16 protein-coding genes are annotated in these 18063 nt (G+C 67.5%); 11 read left to right on the top strand and 5 right to left on the bottom strand.

Annotated elements, in window-relative coordinates:
* Window positions 1-9: 9 nt before the first annotated feature.
* The 4 genes from nei2 to EH231_RS23150 are packed head-to-tail and all read right to left on the bottom strand — an operon-like array spanning window position 10 to window position 6194.
* Complete coding sequence (gene nei2 / locus EH231_RS23165) at window positions 10-762, bottom strand: endonuclease VIII Nei2 (RefSeq protein ID WP_090432554.1); 753 nt, start codon at window positions 760-762, stop codon at window positions 10-12.
* Window positions 763-765: 3 nt separating this feature from the next.
* A complete protein-coding gene (locus EH231_RS23160) occupies window positions 766-945 on the bottom strand; it encodes a hypothetical protein (RefSeq protein ID WP_321201689.1) in 180 nt (59 codons plus the stop codon).
* A 41-nt stretch (window positions 946-986) separates the two neighbouring features.
* Complete coding sequence (locus tag EH231_RS23155) at window positions 987-5504, bottom strand: ATP-dependent helicase (protein WP_124713426.1); 4518 nt, start codon at window positions 5502-5504, stop codon at window positions 987-989.
* 36 nt (window positions 5505-5540) lie between these two features.
* Window positions 5541-6194: a TetR/AcrR family transcriptional regulator gene (locus EH231_RS23150; RefSeq protein ID WP_124713425.1), complete on the bottom strand. Its 654-nt coding sequence runs from the start codon at window positions 6192-6194 to the stop codon at window positions 5541-5543.
* Between the two features lie 104 nt (window positions 6195-6298).
* On the opposite strand from EH231_RS23150, the gene EH231_RS23145 reads away from it, so the two are divergent.
* Both EH231_RS23145 and EH231_RS23140 read left to right on the top strand, forming a co-directional pair.
* Entirely contained in the window at window positions 6299-7693 is a 1395-nt protein-coding gene (locus EH231_RS23145; protein WP_124713424.1) for a cytochrome P450, read from the top strand.
* A gap of 79 nt (window positions 7694-7772) precedes the next feature.
* Window positions 7773-9224 (top strand): lipase maturation factor family protein, encoded by a 1452-nt coding sequence (locus tag EH231_RS23140; RefSeq protein ID WP_124713423.1) that lies wholly within the window; start codon window positions 7773-7775, stop codon window positions 9222-9224.
* Here the strand turns inward: EH231_RS23140 and EH231_RS23135 are convergent.
* Entirely contained in the window at window positions 9204-10007 is an 804-nt protein-coding gene (locus EH231_RS23135) for an SDR family NAD(P)-dependent oxidoreductase (RefSeq protein ID WP_124713422.1), read from the bottom strand. The genes EH231_RS23140 and EH231_RS23135 overlap by 21 nt on opposite strands.
* 144 nt (window positions 10008-10151) lie before the next feature.
* Here EH231_RS23135 and EH231_RS23130 point away from each other — a divergent pair, with 144 nt between their 5' ends.
* From EH231_RS23130 to EH231_RS23090, 9 genes are read left to right on the top strand one after another with little or no spacing between them, the layout of a single operon-like run.
* Complete coding sequence (locus EH231_RS23130; RefSeq protein ID WP_124713421.1) at window positions 10152-10961, top strand: ABC transporter ATP-binding protein; 810 nt, start codon at window positions 10152-10154, stop codon at window positions 10959-10961.
* Window positions 10958-11716 carry an ABC transporter permease gene (locus EH231_RS23125; protein WP_124713420.1) on the top strand — a complete coding sequence of 253 codons (759 nt, stop codon included), beginning with the start codon at window positions 10958-10960 and terminating at the stop codon, window positions 11714-11716. Before EH231_RS23130 ends, EH231_RS23125 begins: the two co-directional genes overlap by 4 nt.
* The gene (locus EH231_RS23120) at window positions 11713-12513 is read left to right on the top strand and encodes an ABC transporter permease (RefSeq protein ID WP_124713419.1); all 801 of its coding nucleotides are present in this window, start codon (window positions 11713-11715) and stop codon (window positions 12511-12513) included. Before EH231_RS23125 ends, EH231_RS23120 begins: the two co-directional genes overlap by 4 nt.
* 34 nt (window positions 12514-12547) lie before the next feature.
* Window positions 12548-13600, top strand: coding sequence for an ABC transporter substrate-binding protein (locus EH231_RS23115; RefSeq protein WP_124713418.1), 1053 nt, complete (start codon window positions 12548-12550; stop codon window positions 13598-13600).
* Between the two features lie 48 nt (window positions 13601-13648).
* Window positions 13649-15013, top strand: coding sequence for an allantoinase AllB (gene allB / locus EH231_RS23110; protein WP_124713417.1), 1365 nt, complete (start codon window positions 13649-13651; stop codon window positions 15011-15013).
* Window positions 15010-15897, top strand: a complete 888-nt coding sequence (locus tag EH231_RS23105) for a hypothetical protein (RefSeq protein ID WP_124713416.1) — start codon at window positions 15010-15012, stop codon at window positions 15895-15897. Before allB ends, EH231_RS23105 begins: the two co-directional genes overlap by 4 nt.
* Window positions 15894-16559, top strand: coding sequence for a GntR family transcriptional regulator (locus tag EH231_RS23100; protein WP_124713415.1), 666 nt, complete (start codon window positions 15894-15896; stop codon window positions 16557-16559). Before EH231_RS23105 ends, EH231_RS23100 begins: the two co-directional genes overlap by 4 nt.
* A 41-nt stretch (window positions 16560-16600) precedes the next feature.
* A complete protein-coding gene (locus EH231_RS23095) occupies window positions 16601-17002 on the top strand; it encodes an allophanate hydrolase-related protein (RefSeq protein ID WP_124713414.1) in 402 nt (133 codons plus the stop codon).
* The gene (locus tag EH231_RS23090) at window positions 17002-18063 is read left to right on the top strand and encodes an acetamidase/formamidase family protein (protein ID WP_124713413.1); all 1062 of its coding nucleotides are present in this window, start codon (window positions 17002-17004) and stop codon (window positions 18061-18063) included. Before EH231_RS23095 ends, EH231_RS23090 begins: the two co-directional genes overlap by 1 nt.

Genomic DNA, 18063 nt, shown 5'->3' with positions numbered 1-18063 from the left:
GCAAACGGATCAGGTCTGGCAGCTCGGGCACCAGTACGTCACCCGCTCGCTGCCGGCGTCGGTCTCGATCAATGTCCCACAGCGGCGGCAGGGCTCACCGGCGCGGCCGTACACCCACAGCTGGCGGCCGGACCGGGTGTCCCCGGTGGTGGTGCGGTTCCAACGGGACCGGTTGAGCCACAGCATGTCCCGGGCGCGCTGTACGACTCGTAGCGGGTCGGTCAGGGTATTGACGGGTGAGGTCGGCAGCCGGCCGAAGACGAAACACAGTTCATTGCAATAGACATTGCCGACGCCGGCCATCACGCGTTGATCCAGCAGGGCCTGCGCCAGCGGACGGTCGGGATCAGCGGTCAGATTGGTCGCGGCGGTGCGGGGCTCCCAGTCGGGGCCGAGCAGGTCCGGTCCGAGGTGCTCGACCGCGGCCATGTCCGTGTCCCGGTCCAGGACTTCGAGAACGCCGAGGTCGATCCCGGTGGCCCGGCTGTCGGCGGTCTCCAGCACGGCGCGGATGCGGTGTGGCGCGACTTTGGTCCACCCGATGCGCCAGCTGCCCTCCATCTTGAGATGGGAGTGGATGCTGGCCGGGCCCACCCGGATGAAGAGGTGCTTGCCTCGGCTGAGTACCTCGTCGACCACCTGCCCGGTCAGATCGACGGTGGCATAGCGGGGCACCCTGATGTCGCAGCGGGTCAACGTCTTGCCCACCAGCGCGTCACGTAGCGCCGTGGCGGTGTGGAAGACGGTGTCGCCTTCGGGCATGCCCTATTCAACCAGCCCCAGAGAATGTTCCCAGAGTCGTTCCGCGTTGGACGGGTCCAGCGCATAGCGGGCGACACCGGATATGCCGAACTCATCGCGGCGATCAACGACTCTCGCTTCGTTGCAATCGTCGAAGTACCGTCCGCCGATGCCTTCCAGCAGTGGCGACGCCGCCAGCAGCACCGAGGTGGCGGCACCGCATGCCCACGCACTGTTCCCTACGGCTAGCGAAGCCGCAGGCCGCGCGGGGTGCGGGAGAATCCCGCCCCGGTCAGCGCGTCCTGCACTGCGGCACGGTCCGCGTCGACGCCGGGATCGAGCACCTCGACCCCGTTGATCCGCTCGACCAATAGCGACGGCATGCGCCCGGTGCTCACGAGCTCGGCCAGAGCACCCGCGGCGGCCCGCTGGGTATCGGCGTCCGAGGTGAAGCTGAGCAGGGTTCGGCCACCGCGCTCCAGGAACCACACCAACTGCCCGTCGACCAGCGCGACCAGGGCTCCGGCCTTCCGGCCGGGTCGGTGGGTGTCGTCGCCGCCGCGCTCGGGCCAGGCCAGTGCCGCCCCGTAGGGATTGGCCGGATCCGTCGCGGCGAGAACGACGGCGTGGTACTCGGGTCGCTGCGGGTCAACCCCGTCGAGGTAGGACCGCAACCGGTCGACCGTCGAGGCCGCCGCGAACTGTGCCCCGCCCAGCGACTCCACGAAGTAACCCCGCTGGCAGCGGCCGGCGTCCTCGAATGCGCTCAACACCTTGTACAGGGTGGCGAACCCGCCGGGCACCCCCTCGGCTGCTGCCGCCCCCTTCGTCAGCACCCCGTGCCGATTGAGCAGCAGCTCCGCCTGGAAGTGGGCTCGCACTGTCGAATCCGGCTCTGCACCAGGCAATGCCGACCACCGGCCGGACACCATCGGATCGGCCGCTCGGGCGTGTGGACGCGCCACGCTGTAGCGGCTGAGCCGGGGCGGTCGTTGGCGCTGCCGGTGCGCCGGGGTCCCGGACCGCCGCGGACCGGACAGCAGCGCCCGCACCGGGGCGAACGTGTCGCCGGTGACCCATCCGGCCCAGATCAGCTCCCACAGCGCGGTTTTCAGCTCGGACTCGGCAGCCTCGTCGGTGAGCTGGCGGAAGAAGTACGCCCCGCCATGTCCCAGCGTCTCCATGATCGCCCGGTGGGTATCGGTGAACTCGATCTCGGCGGGCACGGGCAGCGTCAGCGGCGCGGTCTCGGCCAGGTGGAATGCCACCCAGCCGTCGCTGCCGCCGATCTGCCCGGCGCCCGACCACATGACTTCACCGGAGGCCAGCAGCTCGTCGAGCATGGCCGGTTGGTAATCGCGCACCCGTTGACCGAAGACGAGCGACTCGACCGCCGATGCGGGAATGGGGGCACCGGCCAACTGCTCGATCACCGCGGCCAGCCCGTCGATCCCCGCGCTGTGGGTGGATCCGACGTGTTGCCAGGCGGGCAGGAAGCGTCCGTAGGCCGCGGTGCTGACCGGTTCGACCTGAGCGCGCAGCGCGGCCAGGGAGCGGCGGCGCAGGATCCTGAGAACCTCGGCGTCGCACCACTGATCGCCGGGGAGATCGTCTACGAACTCACCGCGCACCAGCCGGCCGTCGACAGCCATGCGGCCCAACACATCTGCGGTCACCCGCAGACCCAGCCCGAACCGGGTGGCCACCTCCGCGGTGGTGAAGGGTCCATGGGTGCGGGCATAGCGGCCGATCAGATCTCCGAGCGGGTCGTCGACGGATTCGGTGAACGCCGCGGGCACCCCGACGGGTACCGGTGCGCCGACCCCGTCGCGCAGCAAGCCGATGTCTTCCACCGCCGCCCACCACGTCTGCCCGGCATAGGTCACCGGCAGTGCGCGCTTGGCGGCGTGTAGCCCGTCGAGCCAGCCGCCGATCGTGTCGGTGGTGGCGCGTGCGGCGATTTCGGACTCGGTGAGCGGGCCCAGCATCCGCAGCAGGTCGGCTACCGCCTCGGCGTCCCTGGCGGCCCGCTCCTCGGTAAGGTGTTGTAGCTGTGCAGAGGTTGAGGCCACCACCGCCGGATCCAGGAGTTCGCGCAGTTCGACGCGGCCCAGCAGTTCGGACAGCAGCACGGTGTCCAGCGCCAGTGCCGCGGCCCGTCGCTCGGCGAGCGGGCTGTCGCCCTCGTACATGAACGCGCCCACGTACCCGAACAGAAGTGAGGCCGCGAACGGCGATGGGGTGGCGGTTTCGACCTCGACCACCCGCAGCCGGCGCTGAGCCACCCGCCGCATCAGGTCTGTCAGGGCGGGTACGTCGTAGACGTCCTGCAGGCATTCCCGGACTGTTTCCAGCACGATCGGGAAGTCCGGGTACTTGCGGGCGATGTCGAGCAGTTGAGCGGCGCGCTGCCGTTGATGCCACAACGGGGACCGCTTGCCCGGGTGCCTGCGTGGCAGCAGCAGGGCACGCGCGGCGCATTCACGGAACCGGGAGGCGAACAGCGCCGAGCCGCCCACCTCCGCGGTGACGATGGGCTCGACCTCGTCGGCGTCGAACACGAACAGGTCTGCGCCCGGCGGGTTTTCGCCGCTGTCGGGTAGCCGCACGATGATGCCGTCGTCGGAGGCGGTCGGCTTCTCGTCGATGCCGTAGCGTTCCCGCAGCCGTCGGCCCACCGCCAGGGCCAGCGGCCCGTGGACCCGCAGCCCGTACGGGGAATGCAGGATCACCCGCCAGTCACCGAGTTCGTCGCGGAAACGTTCCACCACAAAGGTGCTGTCGCTGGGGACCACACCGGTAGCTTCCCGCTGATCGTGCAGCAGCTGATACAGGTTGTCGGTGGCGAAGCCGGCGAAACCCATTGTCTGGCAGCGCTCGTCGAACTCGGCGCGGCCGAGTGCGGCCAGTTCGCCGGTGAACGCCCCGACGGCCGCGCCGAGCTCGGCGGGCCGGCCCACGCTGTCGCCGCGCCAGAACGGCAATCGGGCGGGCTGGCCCGGTGCCGGGATGACCAGCACCCGGTCATGGGTGATCTCGGTGATCCGCCAACTGGTGGCACCCAGGGAGATGACGTCGCCGGGGCGCGACTCGTACACCATCTCCTCGTCGAGTTCGCCTACCCGGGACGGTTTTTCGGAATCGGTGGCCAGGTAGACGGTGAACAGGCCACGGTCGGGGATGGCCCCGCCGGAGGTGACGGCAAGGCGCTGGGCGCCCGGGCGGGCGGTCAGGGTCCCGTGGTCGCGGTCGTACACCAGCCGGGGACGCAGCTCGGCGAACTCGGTGGACGGATACTTCCCGGACAGCAGGTCGAGGGTCGCCTCGAAGGCGCTGCGCGGCAACGTGGCGAACGGCGCGCTGCGCCGCACCGCGTCGAACCAGGCATCGGCATCCACCGGCTCCAGGGCGGCCACCGCCACCGTGTGCTGGGCCAGCACGTCGAGCGGATTGGCCGGGACGTGCATGGTCTCGATGTCACCGGAGCGCATGCGCTGCACCGTCACCGCGCAGCCGATCAGATCGGTGCGGTGCTTGGGGAACAACACACCCTGGGAGATCTCTCCGACCTGATGCCCGGCGCGCCCGATGCGCTGCAGCCCGCTGGCCACCGACGGCGGCGACTCGACCTGGATCACCAGATCGACGGCACCCATGTCGATGCCCAGCTCCAGGCTGGAGGTGGCGACTACGGCGCGGAGCCGCCCGCTCTTGAGGTCGTCCTCAACCTGGGCACGCTGTTCCTTGCTGACCGAACCGTGGTGGGCCCGGGCCAGCAGCGGCAGTGCGCCGTTGGCCTGGCCACTGGCCATGAGCTGGGCCGGGGCACCGCCCCCGACCTGGGGATTGTGGGTGGACGGCAACTCGATGCCGGACCGTTCGGCGTGAATCTCGTTGAGTCGCGAGGTCAGCCGCTCGGCCAGCCGGCGCGAATTGGCGAACACGATCGAGGACCGGTGCGCCTCTATCAGATCCACGATGCGTTCTTCGACGTCGGGCCAGATGCTGTTGTTGTCGAGGTTGGCCATGTCCGGAACCGGAACCTGCACCGAGAGGTCGAAGGTCTTGGCGGCAGGCGGGGCCACGATGGTGGTGGGAGCCTGCCCGGACAGGAACCGGGCCACCTCCTCGGGCGGACGCACTGTCGCGGACAGCCCGAGCCGCTGGGCAGGCTTGTCGAGAAGCTGATCCAGCCGTTCGAGCGAGAGTGCCAGGTGTGCACCGCGTTTGGTGGCGGCCACGGCGTGAACCTCGTCGACGATCACGGTCCGCACCGACGCCAGCGTCTCGCGGGCCGCCGAGGTCAGCATCAGGAACAGGGACTCCGGGGTGGTGATCAGGATGTCGGGCGGCTTGCTCAGCATCGCCCGGCGCTGACTGGGCGTGGTGTCCCCGGAACGGACCCCGACGCTGATCGACGGGGCGGCCACCCCGTGCCGCTCGGCGACCCGGGTGATCCCGGTCAGCGGGGTGCGCAGGTTGCGCTCGACGTCGACGGCCAATGCCTTGAGCGGCGACACGTAGAGCACCGTCGTGCCCGAACGCGGCTCGGCACTCGCCCCGGCCAGCTCGTCGATGGCCCACAGGAACGCGGCGAGGGTCTTGCCCGAGCCGGTGGGCGCGATGACCAGGGTGTTGTGCCCCTCGGCGATGGCGGACCAGGCCTGCGCCTGGGCGGCCGTCGGCGCTGGGAAGGCAGCCGTGAACCACTCCCGGGTCAGTGCACTGAACCGGGCCAGCGGATCGACGGGCTTGGTGGCCACCTAGCCATACTGCCGCGCGGCACCGACAAGTGGGCGTCAGCGGTGTTCGGGAGCGGCAGCGCAGACCAGTTCGGCGGGCAGCCCGGGCACCCGCCCGACGGCGTCGAGCAGGGCGTGCGCACAGCTGTCGGCGACGAAGCCCGCGTCGATCGACGGATCCTTGAGCCGTTGCCGGCACATCTCGAAGGTCAGGGCCAGCCAGCCGTAGACGGTGGCCCGCAGATCACGTTCGACCTTGGCATCCAGCGGTTCGGATACCGCGTCGGCGATCCGGCCCATGATCCGGTCCGCCTGCCGATCGTTGTCGACATCGTCGACGCCGCGCAGCACCGGGTCGGTGCGGCCCAGGCCCATGTACGCCGCCCACGCGCCGTGCGGATGCTCCTCGTCGTAGCGCAGGTAGGCCAGCACGCCTGCGCGCAGCTGGCCGAACAGGCTCTGGCCAGGCTCGGGAGGTGTGCTGGTGGCCTCGAACAGGCGCTCGCCCTCGGCCTGGACCACGGCGGCGAAGAAGGCTCGCTTGTCGGGGAAATAGTGGTACATCAGGGCCCGTGACACCCCGGCGCGTTCGGCGATCTCGTCGATGCGGACCTCGTCGTACGGTCGTTGGCCGAACACCTCGGATCCCAGCGCCAGCAGCTCGTTGCGTCTGTCGGCGGGGGACAGCCGGCGTCTCGACTCGGCACCCACGTGTGCAGCTTAACTTCACGGCTGTTCATCGCGGCGAGGCTCGGCGGTGACGGCCCGTGAGCCCTTACTTGACACATGTACAACAAGGCCGGAATCCTGGTGTCATGACCGTCGCGGACGCACGGACCTCATATCCCGAGAATGTGAAGTATCCGAAACTGCCCCACCCGCCGCGACGGGTGCCGTTGCTCGGTGACGTGCTCGGATTGAAGCCCGACTCGTCGATGCAGAACGCGATGGGCATGGCCGAACTCGGGCCGATCTGCGAATTCCGGTTCCTGGGTGCCCGCTACGTCGTCGCCACCGGTGCCGACGCGGTAGCCGACCTCAACGACGAGACCCGGTTCTGCAAGCATGTCGGGCCCGACATCGAGGCACTGCGGATCGTCGGCGGCGACGGGTTGTTCACGGCGTACAACGACGAACCGAACTGGCTCAAGGCCCATCAGCTGTTGATGCCGGCCTTCAGCCAGGCCGCGATGCGCCGCTATCACGGGGTGATGTTCGACGTCGCCGGTGAGCTGACCGACCGTTGGGATCGGCAGGCCGACGGGGGCGGCACCGTCGACGTCTCGGCGGACACCACCAGGGTGACGTTGGAGACGATCGGGCGGTGCGCGGCCGGGTATTCGTTCGGGTGCTTCCGGGACGACGCGTTGCATCCGTTCGTCGCCCACATGGTGTCGGCGCTGCTGGCGTCCGACCGCCTCGGGGTGCTCCGCGAGACCTTCCTCCCCGCGTTCGTCTACCGGCGGTACGAGCGTCGGGCCCGCGGCGACGCGCGGTATCTGCACGAGCTGGCCGATGACATCGTCGCCCGCCGTCGCGCGCAGCCATCCGGCGGTCACGAAGATCTGCTGCAGATCATGCTGGAGTCCGATCTCGACGGCGCGAACATCCGCTATCAGCTGATCAATTTTCTGATAGCCGGGCACGAAACCACCTCTGGAGCACTGTCATTCGCGCTGTACTTCTTGTCGCAACATCCGGAGGTGTTCGCCCGCGCCCGCGCCGAGGTGGACGAGGTGTGGGACGCGGACCCACGGCCGGAGTTCGAGAAGATCGCCAAACTGCGGTACGTCCGACGGGTTCTCGACGAATCGCTGCGGTTGCAGCCGACGGTGCCTGCGTACTACCGCGCTGCCCGCCAGGACACGGTGCTCGCCGGAATCCATCCGATGCGCAAGGGCGACTGGGCCTTGGCGCTGACGTCGACTTTGCACCGCGACCCGCGCTGGGGCCCCGACCCGGAGGCATTCGATCCGGACCGGTTCGCCCCGGAACAGATGCGGGCCCGACCCGCCGGCCTGTACAAGCCGTTCGGTACCGGTGAAAGATCTTGCATCGGAAGGCAATTCGCACTGCACGAGGCCGTCCTGATGCTGGCGGTGCTGATCCGGCGCTATGACCTGACCGCTGACCCGGACTACACCCTGCAGATACAGGAGCGCCTGACCATGATGCCGTCCAATTTCCGGCTGGGTCTGCGACGGCGCTAGCTCGCCGTACGAGGCGTGAAACGCCCCGAATCGGGGTACCGTCATCGTGGACAGACCCGCAACGTCGGCAGGTCCGCGTATGGAATGGTTCAACGCAGACGAATATTGGTTGGCCAGACAGGTGTTGCAGCGGGGGACCGCCGCAATCTACCTGATCGCGTTCATCGTGGCGGCCCGGCAGTTCCGCGGGCTCCTCGGTGAGCGGGGGCTGCTCCCGATACCCCGGTTCCTGGCGGTCAACTCGTTCCGGCGCGCCCCGAGCCTGTTCCAGTTCCACTACTCGGACCGCTTTTTCGCCGCGGTGTGTATCGCCGGGGCGGTGATCTCCGCGGCCCTGTTGGCGGGCTTCGGGGACCTGGTGCCGTTGTGGGCGGCGATGCTGACCTGGTTGCTGGTGTGGGTGCTGTACCTGTCGATCGTCAACGTCGGCCAGACGTGGTACTCGTTCGGTTGGGAATCCCTTCTGCTCGAAGCCGGGTTCCTGGTGATGTTCCTGGGCAACGACGACGTCGGGCCCCCGCTCCTGGTGCTGTGGCTGGCCCGCTGGCTGTTGTTCCGTGTCGAGTTCGGTGCGGGACTGATCAAGCTGCGCGGTGACCCGTGCTGGCGCAACCTGACCTGCCTGTACTACCACCACGAGACGCAGCCCATGCCCGGGCCGCTGAGCTGGTTCTTCCACCACCTGCCCAAGCCACTGCACCGAATCGAGGTGGCCGGCAACCACTTCGCCCAACTCGTCGTACCGTTCGCCTTGTTCGCCCCGCAGCCGGTGGCCGGCGGGGCGGCGATCGTCGTAATCGTCACCCAGCTGTGGTTGGTCGCTTCGGGGAACTTCGCCTGGCTCAACTGGATCACCATCGTCCTGGCGTTCAGCGCCCTCTCGGATCCCACCGCCGCGGTGCTGCTTCCGTTACCTGAGCACGAATTCAGCCAGACCCCGGTGTGGTTCGTTGTCGTCGTGCTCGGGTTCACCGTCGCGGTGGCCTGCCTGAGCTACTGGCCGGCCCGCAACCTCATCTCCAAACGGCAGCGGATGAACGCCTCCTACAACCACTATCACCTGGTGAATTCCTACGGGGCGTTCGGCACCGTCGGCCGTACCCGCGATGAGGTGGTGTTGGAGGGGACCTCGGACCCGCTGTTGAGTGATCACACCGTCTGGAAGGAGTACGAATTCAAGGGCAAGCCTGGCGATGTCCATCGGCGGCCGCGCCAGTTCGCGCCCTACCATCTGCGCCTGGACTGGCTCATGTGGTTCGCGGCCATCTCGCCGGCCTATGCCCACGGCTGGCTGCGTATGCTGATGACCCGGCTGCTGGAGAATGACCGGGACACGCTGAAGCTGCTGCGGTGCAACCCATTCCCCGGCGAACCGCCGCGTTACGTACGGGCCCGGCTGTACCGGTACGAGTTCAGCACCTGGACCGAACTGCGACGCGATCACGTCTGGTGGAACCGCATCTCGCTCGGTGTGTACGTCCCGCCGCAGACGCTGCCCTCGGCCGGGCGCTCATCGGCCGGCGCGCAGTGACCGTTGGTAACGGCGCATCCCCGCGATCCAGCGGTCGTAATCGGAGCCCTTGTGGCGGTACATGTCGAGCACCTGGGGGTGCGGTAGGACGAGAAAGCTGCTGGACCGCACGGCCGCCACGGTGGCCGCCGCGACATCCTGGGCACTGATCACCTCGCCCGACTGCACGATCGACGCCGCACCGGCCGCGGAATCCGGATCCGCCGAAGCACGCACGGCGTCGAGCAGCGGGGTGTTCACCCCCAACGGGCACACGCAGCTGACCCCGACGCCGTCATCGCCGTACGTGATGGCCAGCCATTCGGCGAATCCGACTGCCGCGTGTTTGGTGACGGCATATCCGGCGGCGCCGATCTGGGACAACAGGCCGGCCGCCGAGGCGACCGACACGAAGTAACCGCCGCCACGCGACAACCAATGCGGGACAAGCACTTGCGCCGCCCGGACGTGGGAGCGCAGATTGATGTCCAGGATCGAATTCCAGTCCTCGTCAGTGCCGAGACCCGGCGCGCCGATGATCCCGGCGTTGGCGACGTAGATGTCGACGGGGCCGAACTCAGTGGCGGTCAGCGCCTCGATGTCGGCGGTGACACCGGCGTCGGCCCGGATTCCCAGCGCCTGCCCGCCGCCGGAACGGATCTGAGCTGCGGTCTGTTCGGCCGACTCCGCGTCGAGGTCGGCTGCCACCACGCGGGCGCCTTCCGCCGCGAAGGATTCAGCCAGCGCCCGGCCGATGCCTGATCCGGCGCCGGTGATGACCGCAACCGTCTGTTCGATGTCCATGGCCCCTTGCCTACCGAAAAACGGGGGCGAGCGCACTTGTAACCCGACCGTGTCCGGAGTTCATCGAGCGGAAACAAAGCGTCCCTAGGTTATGGATCCAAGCTTGGATCCGAACATGAACGGCTTCCCATCAGAGGAGAACACATGATCGCGCCGACGGCACCCGGGATTCACATAGGTGGACTGACGAAGCGGTTCAAGGTGGGCCGATCTGTAGTCACCGCACTCGACGGAGTCGACATCCAGTCCGACCAAGGCGAGTTCGTCACGCTCCTGGGGCCGTCCGGATGCGGCAAGAGCACCGTGTTGCGCATCCTGGCCGGACTTGAGGTGCAGAACGCGGGCACCGCCCTGGTCCACGGCGAAACCCCGCAGGACATGCGCAGGCATCACCACCTGGGCATCGCGTTCCAGGACTCGGCCCTGCTGCCCTGGCGATCCGTCCGATCCAACATCCGGCTGCCGCTCGAGGTGTCCAAACAGTCCGTATCCGACGAGTTCGTCCAGGAACTCATCGATCTGGTCGGACTGACCGGCTTCGAGGCGGCACGGCCCGCCCAGCTGTCCGGCGGTATGCGTCAGCGGGTCTCCATCGCGCGGGCCCTCGTCGTCAAGCCTCGGGTGCTACTGCTCGACGAGCCGTTCGGTGCCCTCGACGACATGACCCGCCAGACGCTCAACGTCGAACTGCTCCGGATCTGGACCGAACGCCCCGCGACCACCCTGATGGTCACCCACGGCATTGCCGAGGCGGTGTTCCTGTCCGACACCGTCGTGGTCATGAGCGCCCGGCCCGGCCGGGTGGTGAAGTCGGTCCAGATCGACCTGCCCAGGCCCCGGCTGCCGGAGATGATGCGCACCAGCGAGTTTCACGAGTACGTCGACCTGCTGTCCTCCATCCTGTTCGGCTCGCGTTCTGACGAGACCGAGGTACGGGTGCCGGTGAGCCGATGAACCACAACCGTTATGCCGGTCTCGCCGGCTCGCTCATCGTGCTGTCCGTATGGCAACTCGTCGGAATGACCGGCATTCTCGGACCCGCAATCGTGGCCCCGACCGAGATCCTGGCAGGGGTGTTGTCCGACGGTGCCGACTTTTACGGCATCCACATACCTGTCACTCTGGCGTCGGCGTCCGTGGGGTACTTCTGGGGCAACCTCGCCGCGATCGGCTGCGCCGCGCTCGTGACCACCGTGCCTGCACTGGAGAAGTTGGTGCTGCAGGCCGGGATTGCGTCGGCGTGCATCCCTCTGATCGCGATCGCTCCCATCTTGGCCGCGTGTTTCGACGGCATGGTCACCTCGGCCATCATGGCGGCCGTCTCCGTGTTCTTCACCACGCTGGTGGGGGCGATCAACGGGCTGCGCCATGCGGATCCGCTCAGCAAGGATCTGGTGCGCGCCTACGGCGGCGGCAGGTATCTGGTGCTGCGCAAGGTCGAGCTGCTCTCCGCGTTGCCGAGCATCCTGACCGCGCTGAAAGTCGCTGTCCCGGCGGCGATTCTGGGGGCGATCATCGGTGAGTTCATGGGGCAGGAGCGTGGCCTCGGCGCTGCTCTCGTGGTCGCCCAATCCTCCAGTGATGTGGTCCGGACCTGGGGCATCACCCTGCTGTCGAGTCTCATCGCGGGCCTCGCGTTCGTTTTCGTCAACACCGTCGAGAAGGTCCTCACGCCGTGGGCTGCCGGGATGGCAGGAGGAAGAGCATGACGACTCTGCAGAGGCCGATGGCCCGCAGCGCCGTACGCACGCTGCTGACCTCGGGCGGCGCGGTGCTCGCGATCCTCGCGGTGTGGACGGTGTTCATCGGTCTGGCCGATGTGAGCTCGTATGTGGCCAAGTCGCCGGTCGACGTCTGGAACTACTTGTTCGCGGACGCTGACGCTGCGGCGCACCGGGCAGGTATCGCGACGAATCTCGCCAGGACCGCTGTCGACGCCTCGTACGGATTCGTCCTCGGACTCGCTCTGGCGGCGGGTGTCTCGCTGCTGTTCTATTTCTCCAGGACCGTCGAGAGCATGTTCCTGCCGGCCGTCACGGCGCTGCATGCGATCCCGATGGTGACCATCGCTCCGATCCTTGTGCTGATCTTCGACCGCGGTGCGCTCGGCACCGCTGTCATCGGAGCGGCCATCGTCGTGGTACCCGCGTTGCTCACCATGCTGCACGGGATACGCAGCACACCGCGGACCGACGTCGAGATGATCGTCGCCTACGGCGGCTCCACCTGGTCGGCGTTCCGGAAGGTTGCCCTGCCCCACGCGATTCCCACCTGGTTCGCCGCCGCGCGCGTCGCGGTGACCACCTCTGTCGTCGGTGCGCTCTTGGCGGAATGGCTGGCCACAGGCGAGGGACTGGGCGGTCAGATGCTGCGCGATGCCAACGAATTCGAGTTCGCACGGCTGTGGGCATCGGTCGTCGTACTCACGGTCGCCTGTGTCCTCGTCTACCAGATCGTCAGCGTCATCGAGGCCGCTGTCACCGCCCGCATGAGTGCTCCTCGCTGAGCACGCCACCACTCACCCTGAACGGACGTATCTGATGAACAATCTTCTCGGTCGGCGCCAGTTCCTCACCAGAGGCATCGCATTCGGCGGCCTCGCGCTGGCCGCACCGGCGGCGCTGGCCGCCTGTGTCTCAGGCGAATCAAGCGGAGCTGCCGACGGATTCGGCGTGGCCTCCCAACGGCTGTCGTGGATCAAGAACACCCAGTTCGCCGGGAGCTTCATCGCCGACAAGAAGGGCTACTACACCGACGCCGGCTTCAGCGGTGCCGACCTGGTCTCCGGCGGACCGACCGCCCCACCGATCGAGTCGGACGTGCTGTCGCGCACCTTCGCGGGGGTGTCGCAGGTGCCGATCGTCGGATCGGCTGTCGCCAAGGGGGCGCCGCTGAAGATCGTCGGTGCGGTCTACAGCCGCTATGCGGGCTGCATCATGTCGATGGCGGACAAGCCGATCAAGAATCCGGAGGATTTGTACGGCAAGACAATCGGATGTGCGTCGTCGAGCGAGCCCGTCTGGCGGAACTTCATGTCGGCCCTGAAGCTGGACTCCTCCCGAATCAACACGGTCCCGGTCCAGGGAGATCCCATCGGTATGACCGCCGGCGAGATCGACGGCTACCTCGGTTTCATCAACAGCCAGGTTGTCGACCTCCGGCACAAGGGGTTCGACATCAACACCATGCTGCTGGCCGACGTCGGATTCCCGCTCGTAGGGCAGACCTACATCACCACCCAGGAGAACATCGAGAAGAACCGGGACAAACTCAAGGCGTTCCTGCACGCCGAGATTCGCGGGTGGCGCGACGTCCTCGACAACCCCAAGTTGGCAACGGATCTCACGGTCAACGAGTACGGCAAAGACCTGCATCTGAACCCCGAGGCCACCTACGACTGCTGCCTGGCGGGCAACGAACTGATCCGCAATGGCAAGTCTTCACAGCAGATCCTGGCGATCTCCGACGAAACCGCGGCCGCGAACGTCGAGGCCATCGCCGCGGGAGGGCTGAACCTGTCCGTCGACGACCTGTTCGAGCTCGGCCCCATTCGCGAAGTCTACGAACAGAACCCGGACCTGGCGCTGACCTAGCTCGCGCCTCGACGCATCGAAAGACCGCCCGAACAGAAAGGTCGTCACATGACCGCTCCACCCACCCCGGACCTCGTCGTAACCGGAGGCACCGTGGTGTCCCACGATGGCCGCCGCCGCCAGGACGTCGCCGTGGCCGACGGACGCGTCATCGCCGTTGGCGATGACCTTGCGATGGAAGGGGTTCCGACGGTCGACGCGGCCGGGCTGCTGGTGCTTCCCGGCCTGGTCGACGTGCACGTGCACCTCCGCGAACCGGGCATGACCGAGAAGGAAGACTTCGCAAGCGGCACGTCGGCCGCGGCCGCGGGCGGGGTGACCACCGTCGTGGACATGCCCAACACGAAACCGCCGGTCGCCACAGCGGAGCGCTATCAGCAGAAGCTCGATCTGGTGCGGAACAAGGCATACGTGGATTTCGGGCTCTACGGAATGCTGGATCACGACAACGCAGACGAGATCGCGGGTATGGCCGAGCTGGGCGCCATGGGATTCAAGCTCTTCATGGGACAGACGACGGGCGACAACCGCTGCCCCAACGACGCCGCGATATTCCGTGGTCTGGAGGCAGCCGCCGACGCGGATCTGGTTGTCGGTGTCCACGCCGAGAACGACCACCTGCTGCGGATGTTCGGGGACCGGCTGCAAGCCGAGGGCCGGCGGGATCCCCGTGCCCATCTGGAGGGCAGGCCGGCGTTCGTGGAGGTCGAGGCGATCACCCGGATCATCACCATGGCCACCGAAGCCAAGACCAAGCTGCACATCCACCACCTGTCCACAGCCGCGGGCCTGCAACGCGTCATGGACATGCGGGCTCAGGGGCACCGGGTCAGCATCGAAGCCCTGGTCTCGCACCTGTTCCTCGACGAAAGTGCCTATGACACCTACGGAAACCTGATCAAGCTGAACCCGCCGATCCGCCCGGCGACCGACGTCGCCGCGCTGTGGGCGGGCATCGACCGGGGTGACGTCGACGTGGTCGCTACTGACCACGCTCCGCACACCGTCACCGAACAGGCCGAGACCGACGTGTGGAAGGCCTACGGCGGATTCATCGGCGTCGAGACGATGCTCCCACTGATGCTGACCGCCGCCGCCCGGGGCAGGCTGACGGTCGAGGACATCGTGCGATTGTGTTCCTACACCCCGGCACGGCGCTGGTCGATGGCCGACAAGGGCCGGATCGCACCGGGTTTCGATGCCGACCTCGTGCTCGTCGATCCCGGCACAGAGGTGGTCCTGGACCAGGCCAGCCTGCACTCCAAGCACAACGTCACGCCCTATCACGGGTGGGAACTGACCGGCAGTGTGGTCGCCACCTATCTGCGCGGCCAGTTGGTCTACGAGAAGGGGGAGGTGGTCGGTGCGCCGGCCGGGCGACAGGTGAAGCCGGTACGGGAGGTCATGCGATGACCGGGATGACGCTCCTGGAGGCCGACGGCGCGGCCACGATCGGTGCCGCGGTGGCGCGGTGCATCGACGAGGTACGAAGCGTTTCATCTGGATTGTCATCCGGATCGGCGGGGCCGGATCAGACCGTGATCGCGGGAATCGGCACCACCGCCGCGCATGCGCTGAAGGGCAGGCTGCTGCACGACGCACTGCTCGCCGAGAAGGTCGACCTGGCCGGCACCGTTCATTTCGACAGTCCTGTTGAGCTATTGGGTGATTCGCGCTGGTCGCTGGCACTGGTACTCAGCCCGTGGAAACAAGAGGTCGCCCCTGCGATACCGACTTTGACCCCGTCGGCCGCCCAGACCGGCGTGGTCGACACCATCGTCCGCGGAGCCGAAGGCACGGTCGGAGTCAACACCAACAGCTGGGCGTCCCAGGCAGCCATGGAAACCCTGATGGGCGGCAGGACTCCGGAGTCGGTTTTGGTGCTGGGGTCGGGCGGCTCGTCGAACTCGGTGGCGCTGGCCTGCCGGCGGGCCTGGCCGCAGGCCCGGCTGATCGGTTCGGCACGCAACGCCGAGGCACTTTCCACCTGGGCGCGGCGATTCGGCGCCGAGCACAGCAGCCCGGCTGCGCTCGCCGAACTGCTGGGAGACGAGTCGCCATCGCTGCTCGTCAACACCACGACCTGGGGGGAGACCGACGCCTCGGAGGACGCACCGTTCGCCTTCGACCTCGGCCGGCTGACCTCGCCCGGCAACCAGTTCTTCGACCTGAACAACCGGGTGAGCGCTTTGCAGACATCGGCGCTGCAAGCGGGTATGAACGTGATGTCGGGCACCTTCATGCAGCGCGCGACGAACGCCTGCCGCGCCGCATTGTCGAAAGCGAGGATGAGATGAGCCCTTTGGACACTGCCCTCGCCGATTCCACGACCGGCGAACCGCTGAGCGTGCGTGAGCGGGTGTACCGCTACCTCCGTCAGCAGATCACCACCGGTGAATACGCGGGTGGGATCCGGCTGACCGAGGAGGAGATCGCCGAGGATCTCGGGGTCAGCCGCACGCCGATACGTGAGGCGCTGCAGCGCTTGACGAGTGAAGGACTCGTCGAACGGGTCAGGCGCGGTCAGCTCGTCGTGGTTGAGGTCGACGCCGCCGCCCGCGCCGAACTGCACGAACTGCGGGTGGCGTTCGATCAGGTCGCCGCCAAGCTGATCACTGCCAAATGCGCTCAAGTGGACTGGGATTCGCTGTACGCCGGGCTGGACCCGCTTGCGGCCGCGCTGCGTGAGCACGGCGTTGTCAGCCCGCAGTACGCGATGGCGCATCTGGAGTTCCACATGGCCATCAACCGGGCCGCCTTCTGCCCGATCACATCGTCGTTTCTGGAGCGTCAGGCATTCCTGTATCCGACCGACGATTACGTCCAGCAGTCGGGCCATGAGCCGATCTCCCAGCACCGAACCCTGCTCGACGACCTCGCCAGTGGCGACCTCGATCGGGCCGCCACCGCCATGCGCGTGCACGCGCTACGCGGCCATGGCAACACCAGTTTGAGCTGAAACCACGGTGAGCTGAACCTACTTTCCCTGATGGAGTTTCCATGTCACACGAGACTGTCCTGATGTTCGTCAACGGCCAGGCCATGACCGGCGGGCCGCTCAACGATGCCCTGGCCTCGGCCCGCTTCGTCGGTCCGGTGCGCACCGCCCCGGCATACCGGTTCTTCTCCTTCGGTGACGTATTTCCCGGGCTGGCACCGGTACGCGACGGCGGCTGGTCGGTGCCCGGGGAGATCTACGAGATGACCTATGCCGAACTGCGTGAGAATCTGTTGCCGCGTGAGCCCGCCGAGCTCGAGCTATCGGTGATTCAACTCGAAGACGGCCGAGGTGCACTGAGCATGGTGTGCCGTTCGGTGCCGACCGGCGATGACTTGGCACGTGAGATCACCGCGCCCGGTGGGTGGCGACAGCACCTGGGCGAGCCCGCCGGATCGCGGTGATGCCGATCCTGCAGGCCGGGATCGACCCACGGACCGCCGAGCACTATCTGTGGTGCAACAGCGAAACCATCAGTTGGGGAACGCTTCCCACACCCGAGACGGTACCGGTGCTCACCGTGGACAGCGGCCGGACCGTCACCTTCGACACAGTGTCGCAGGAAGGGCTGATGGAAGACCAGGGCCGTGACCCGGTCGCCTACTTCGGCCGCCATGGTGTCGAGCGCACCGACGTACTCGCCGACGCCATCGATCTGGCAGCGTCCGACCTGCGCAAGCCGGTCCCGCCGAAGGCGCCGCACATCGTGCTCGGGCCGGTGCACGTTCGCGGTGCCCGGCCGGGCGACTGGCTACGCGTCGACTTCCTGGACCTGCGACCGCGCGTCCCCTACGGCGTCGTCTCCAGCCGGCATCAACGCGGTGCGCTGCCGGATCGGCTGCCGCGAGAGTCCGACGGCAGCATCCCCGCGGTGTTCAGCAAGTTCTGCCGGCTCGACGGAACCCGAACGCGTGCCGTGTTCGAATTCGGCAGTGGCCGAGCCACAATCGGGGTCCGCCCGTTCATGGGTCTGTGCGGCGTGACCCCCGCGGGCCCGGAGGCACGCAGCACCATCCCGCCGGGTCCGTTCGGGGGCAACATGGATGTGCGGGACATCGTGGTCGGCAGCTCCCTGTACCTACCGGTCCAGGTGCCCGGCGCCGGGTTCTACCTCGGGGACCCCCACTTCGCGCAGGGCAACGGTGAAATCGCCCTGACCGCCCTCGAAGGATCGTTGCGGATCACGGCCCGCCTGACGGTCGTGACCGCGCTGACACCGGCCCGTGCGCCGATGCCGTTCGTCGACACCGACGATCACTGGATCATTCTCGGAATGAACGAAAGCCTCGACGAGGCGATGCGTCAGTGTGCTCAACTGTCGGTCGACTTCCTGTCGGCGCACACCGGGATGACACCCAGCGAGGCTTACCTCTATCTCAGTGCGGCCGGGGACTTCTCGGTCACCCAGGTGGTCGACATCGTCAAGGGTGTGCACTGCGCGATTCGCAAGAGTGACTTCTGCTAG

Origin of the sequence: Mycolicibacterium nivoides, from assembly GCF_003855255.1 — a bacterium.
Taxonomy (GTDB): Bacteria; Actinomycetota; Actinomycetes; order Mycobacteriales; family Mycobacteriaceae; genus Mycobacterium; species Mycobacterium nivoides.
This window is presented reverse-complemented; position numbering and strand designations above follow the sequence as displayed.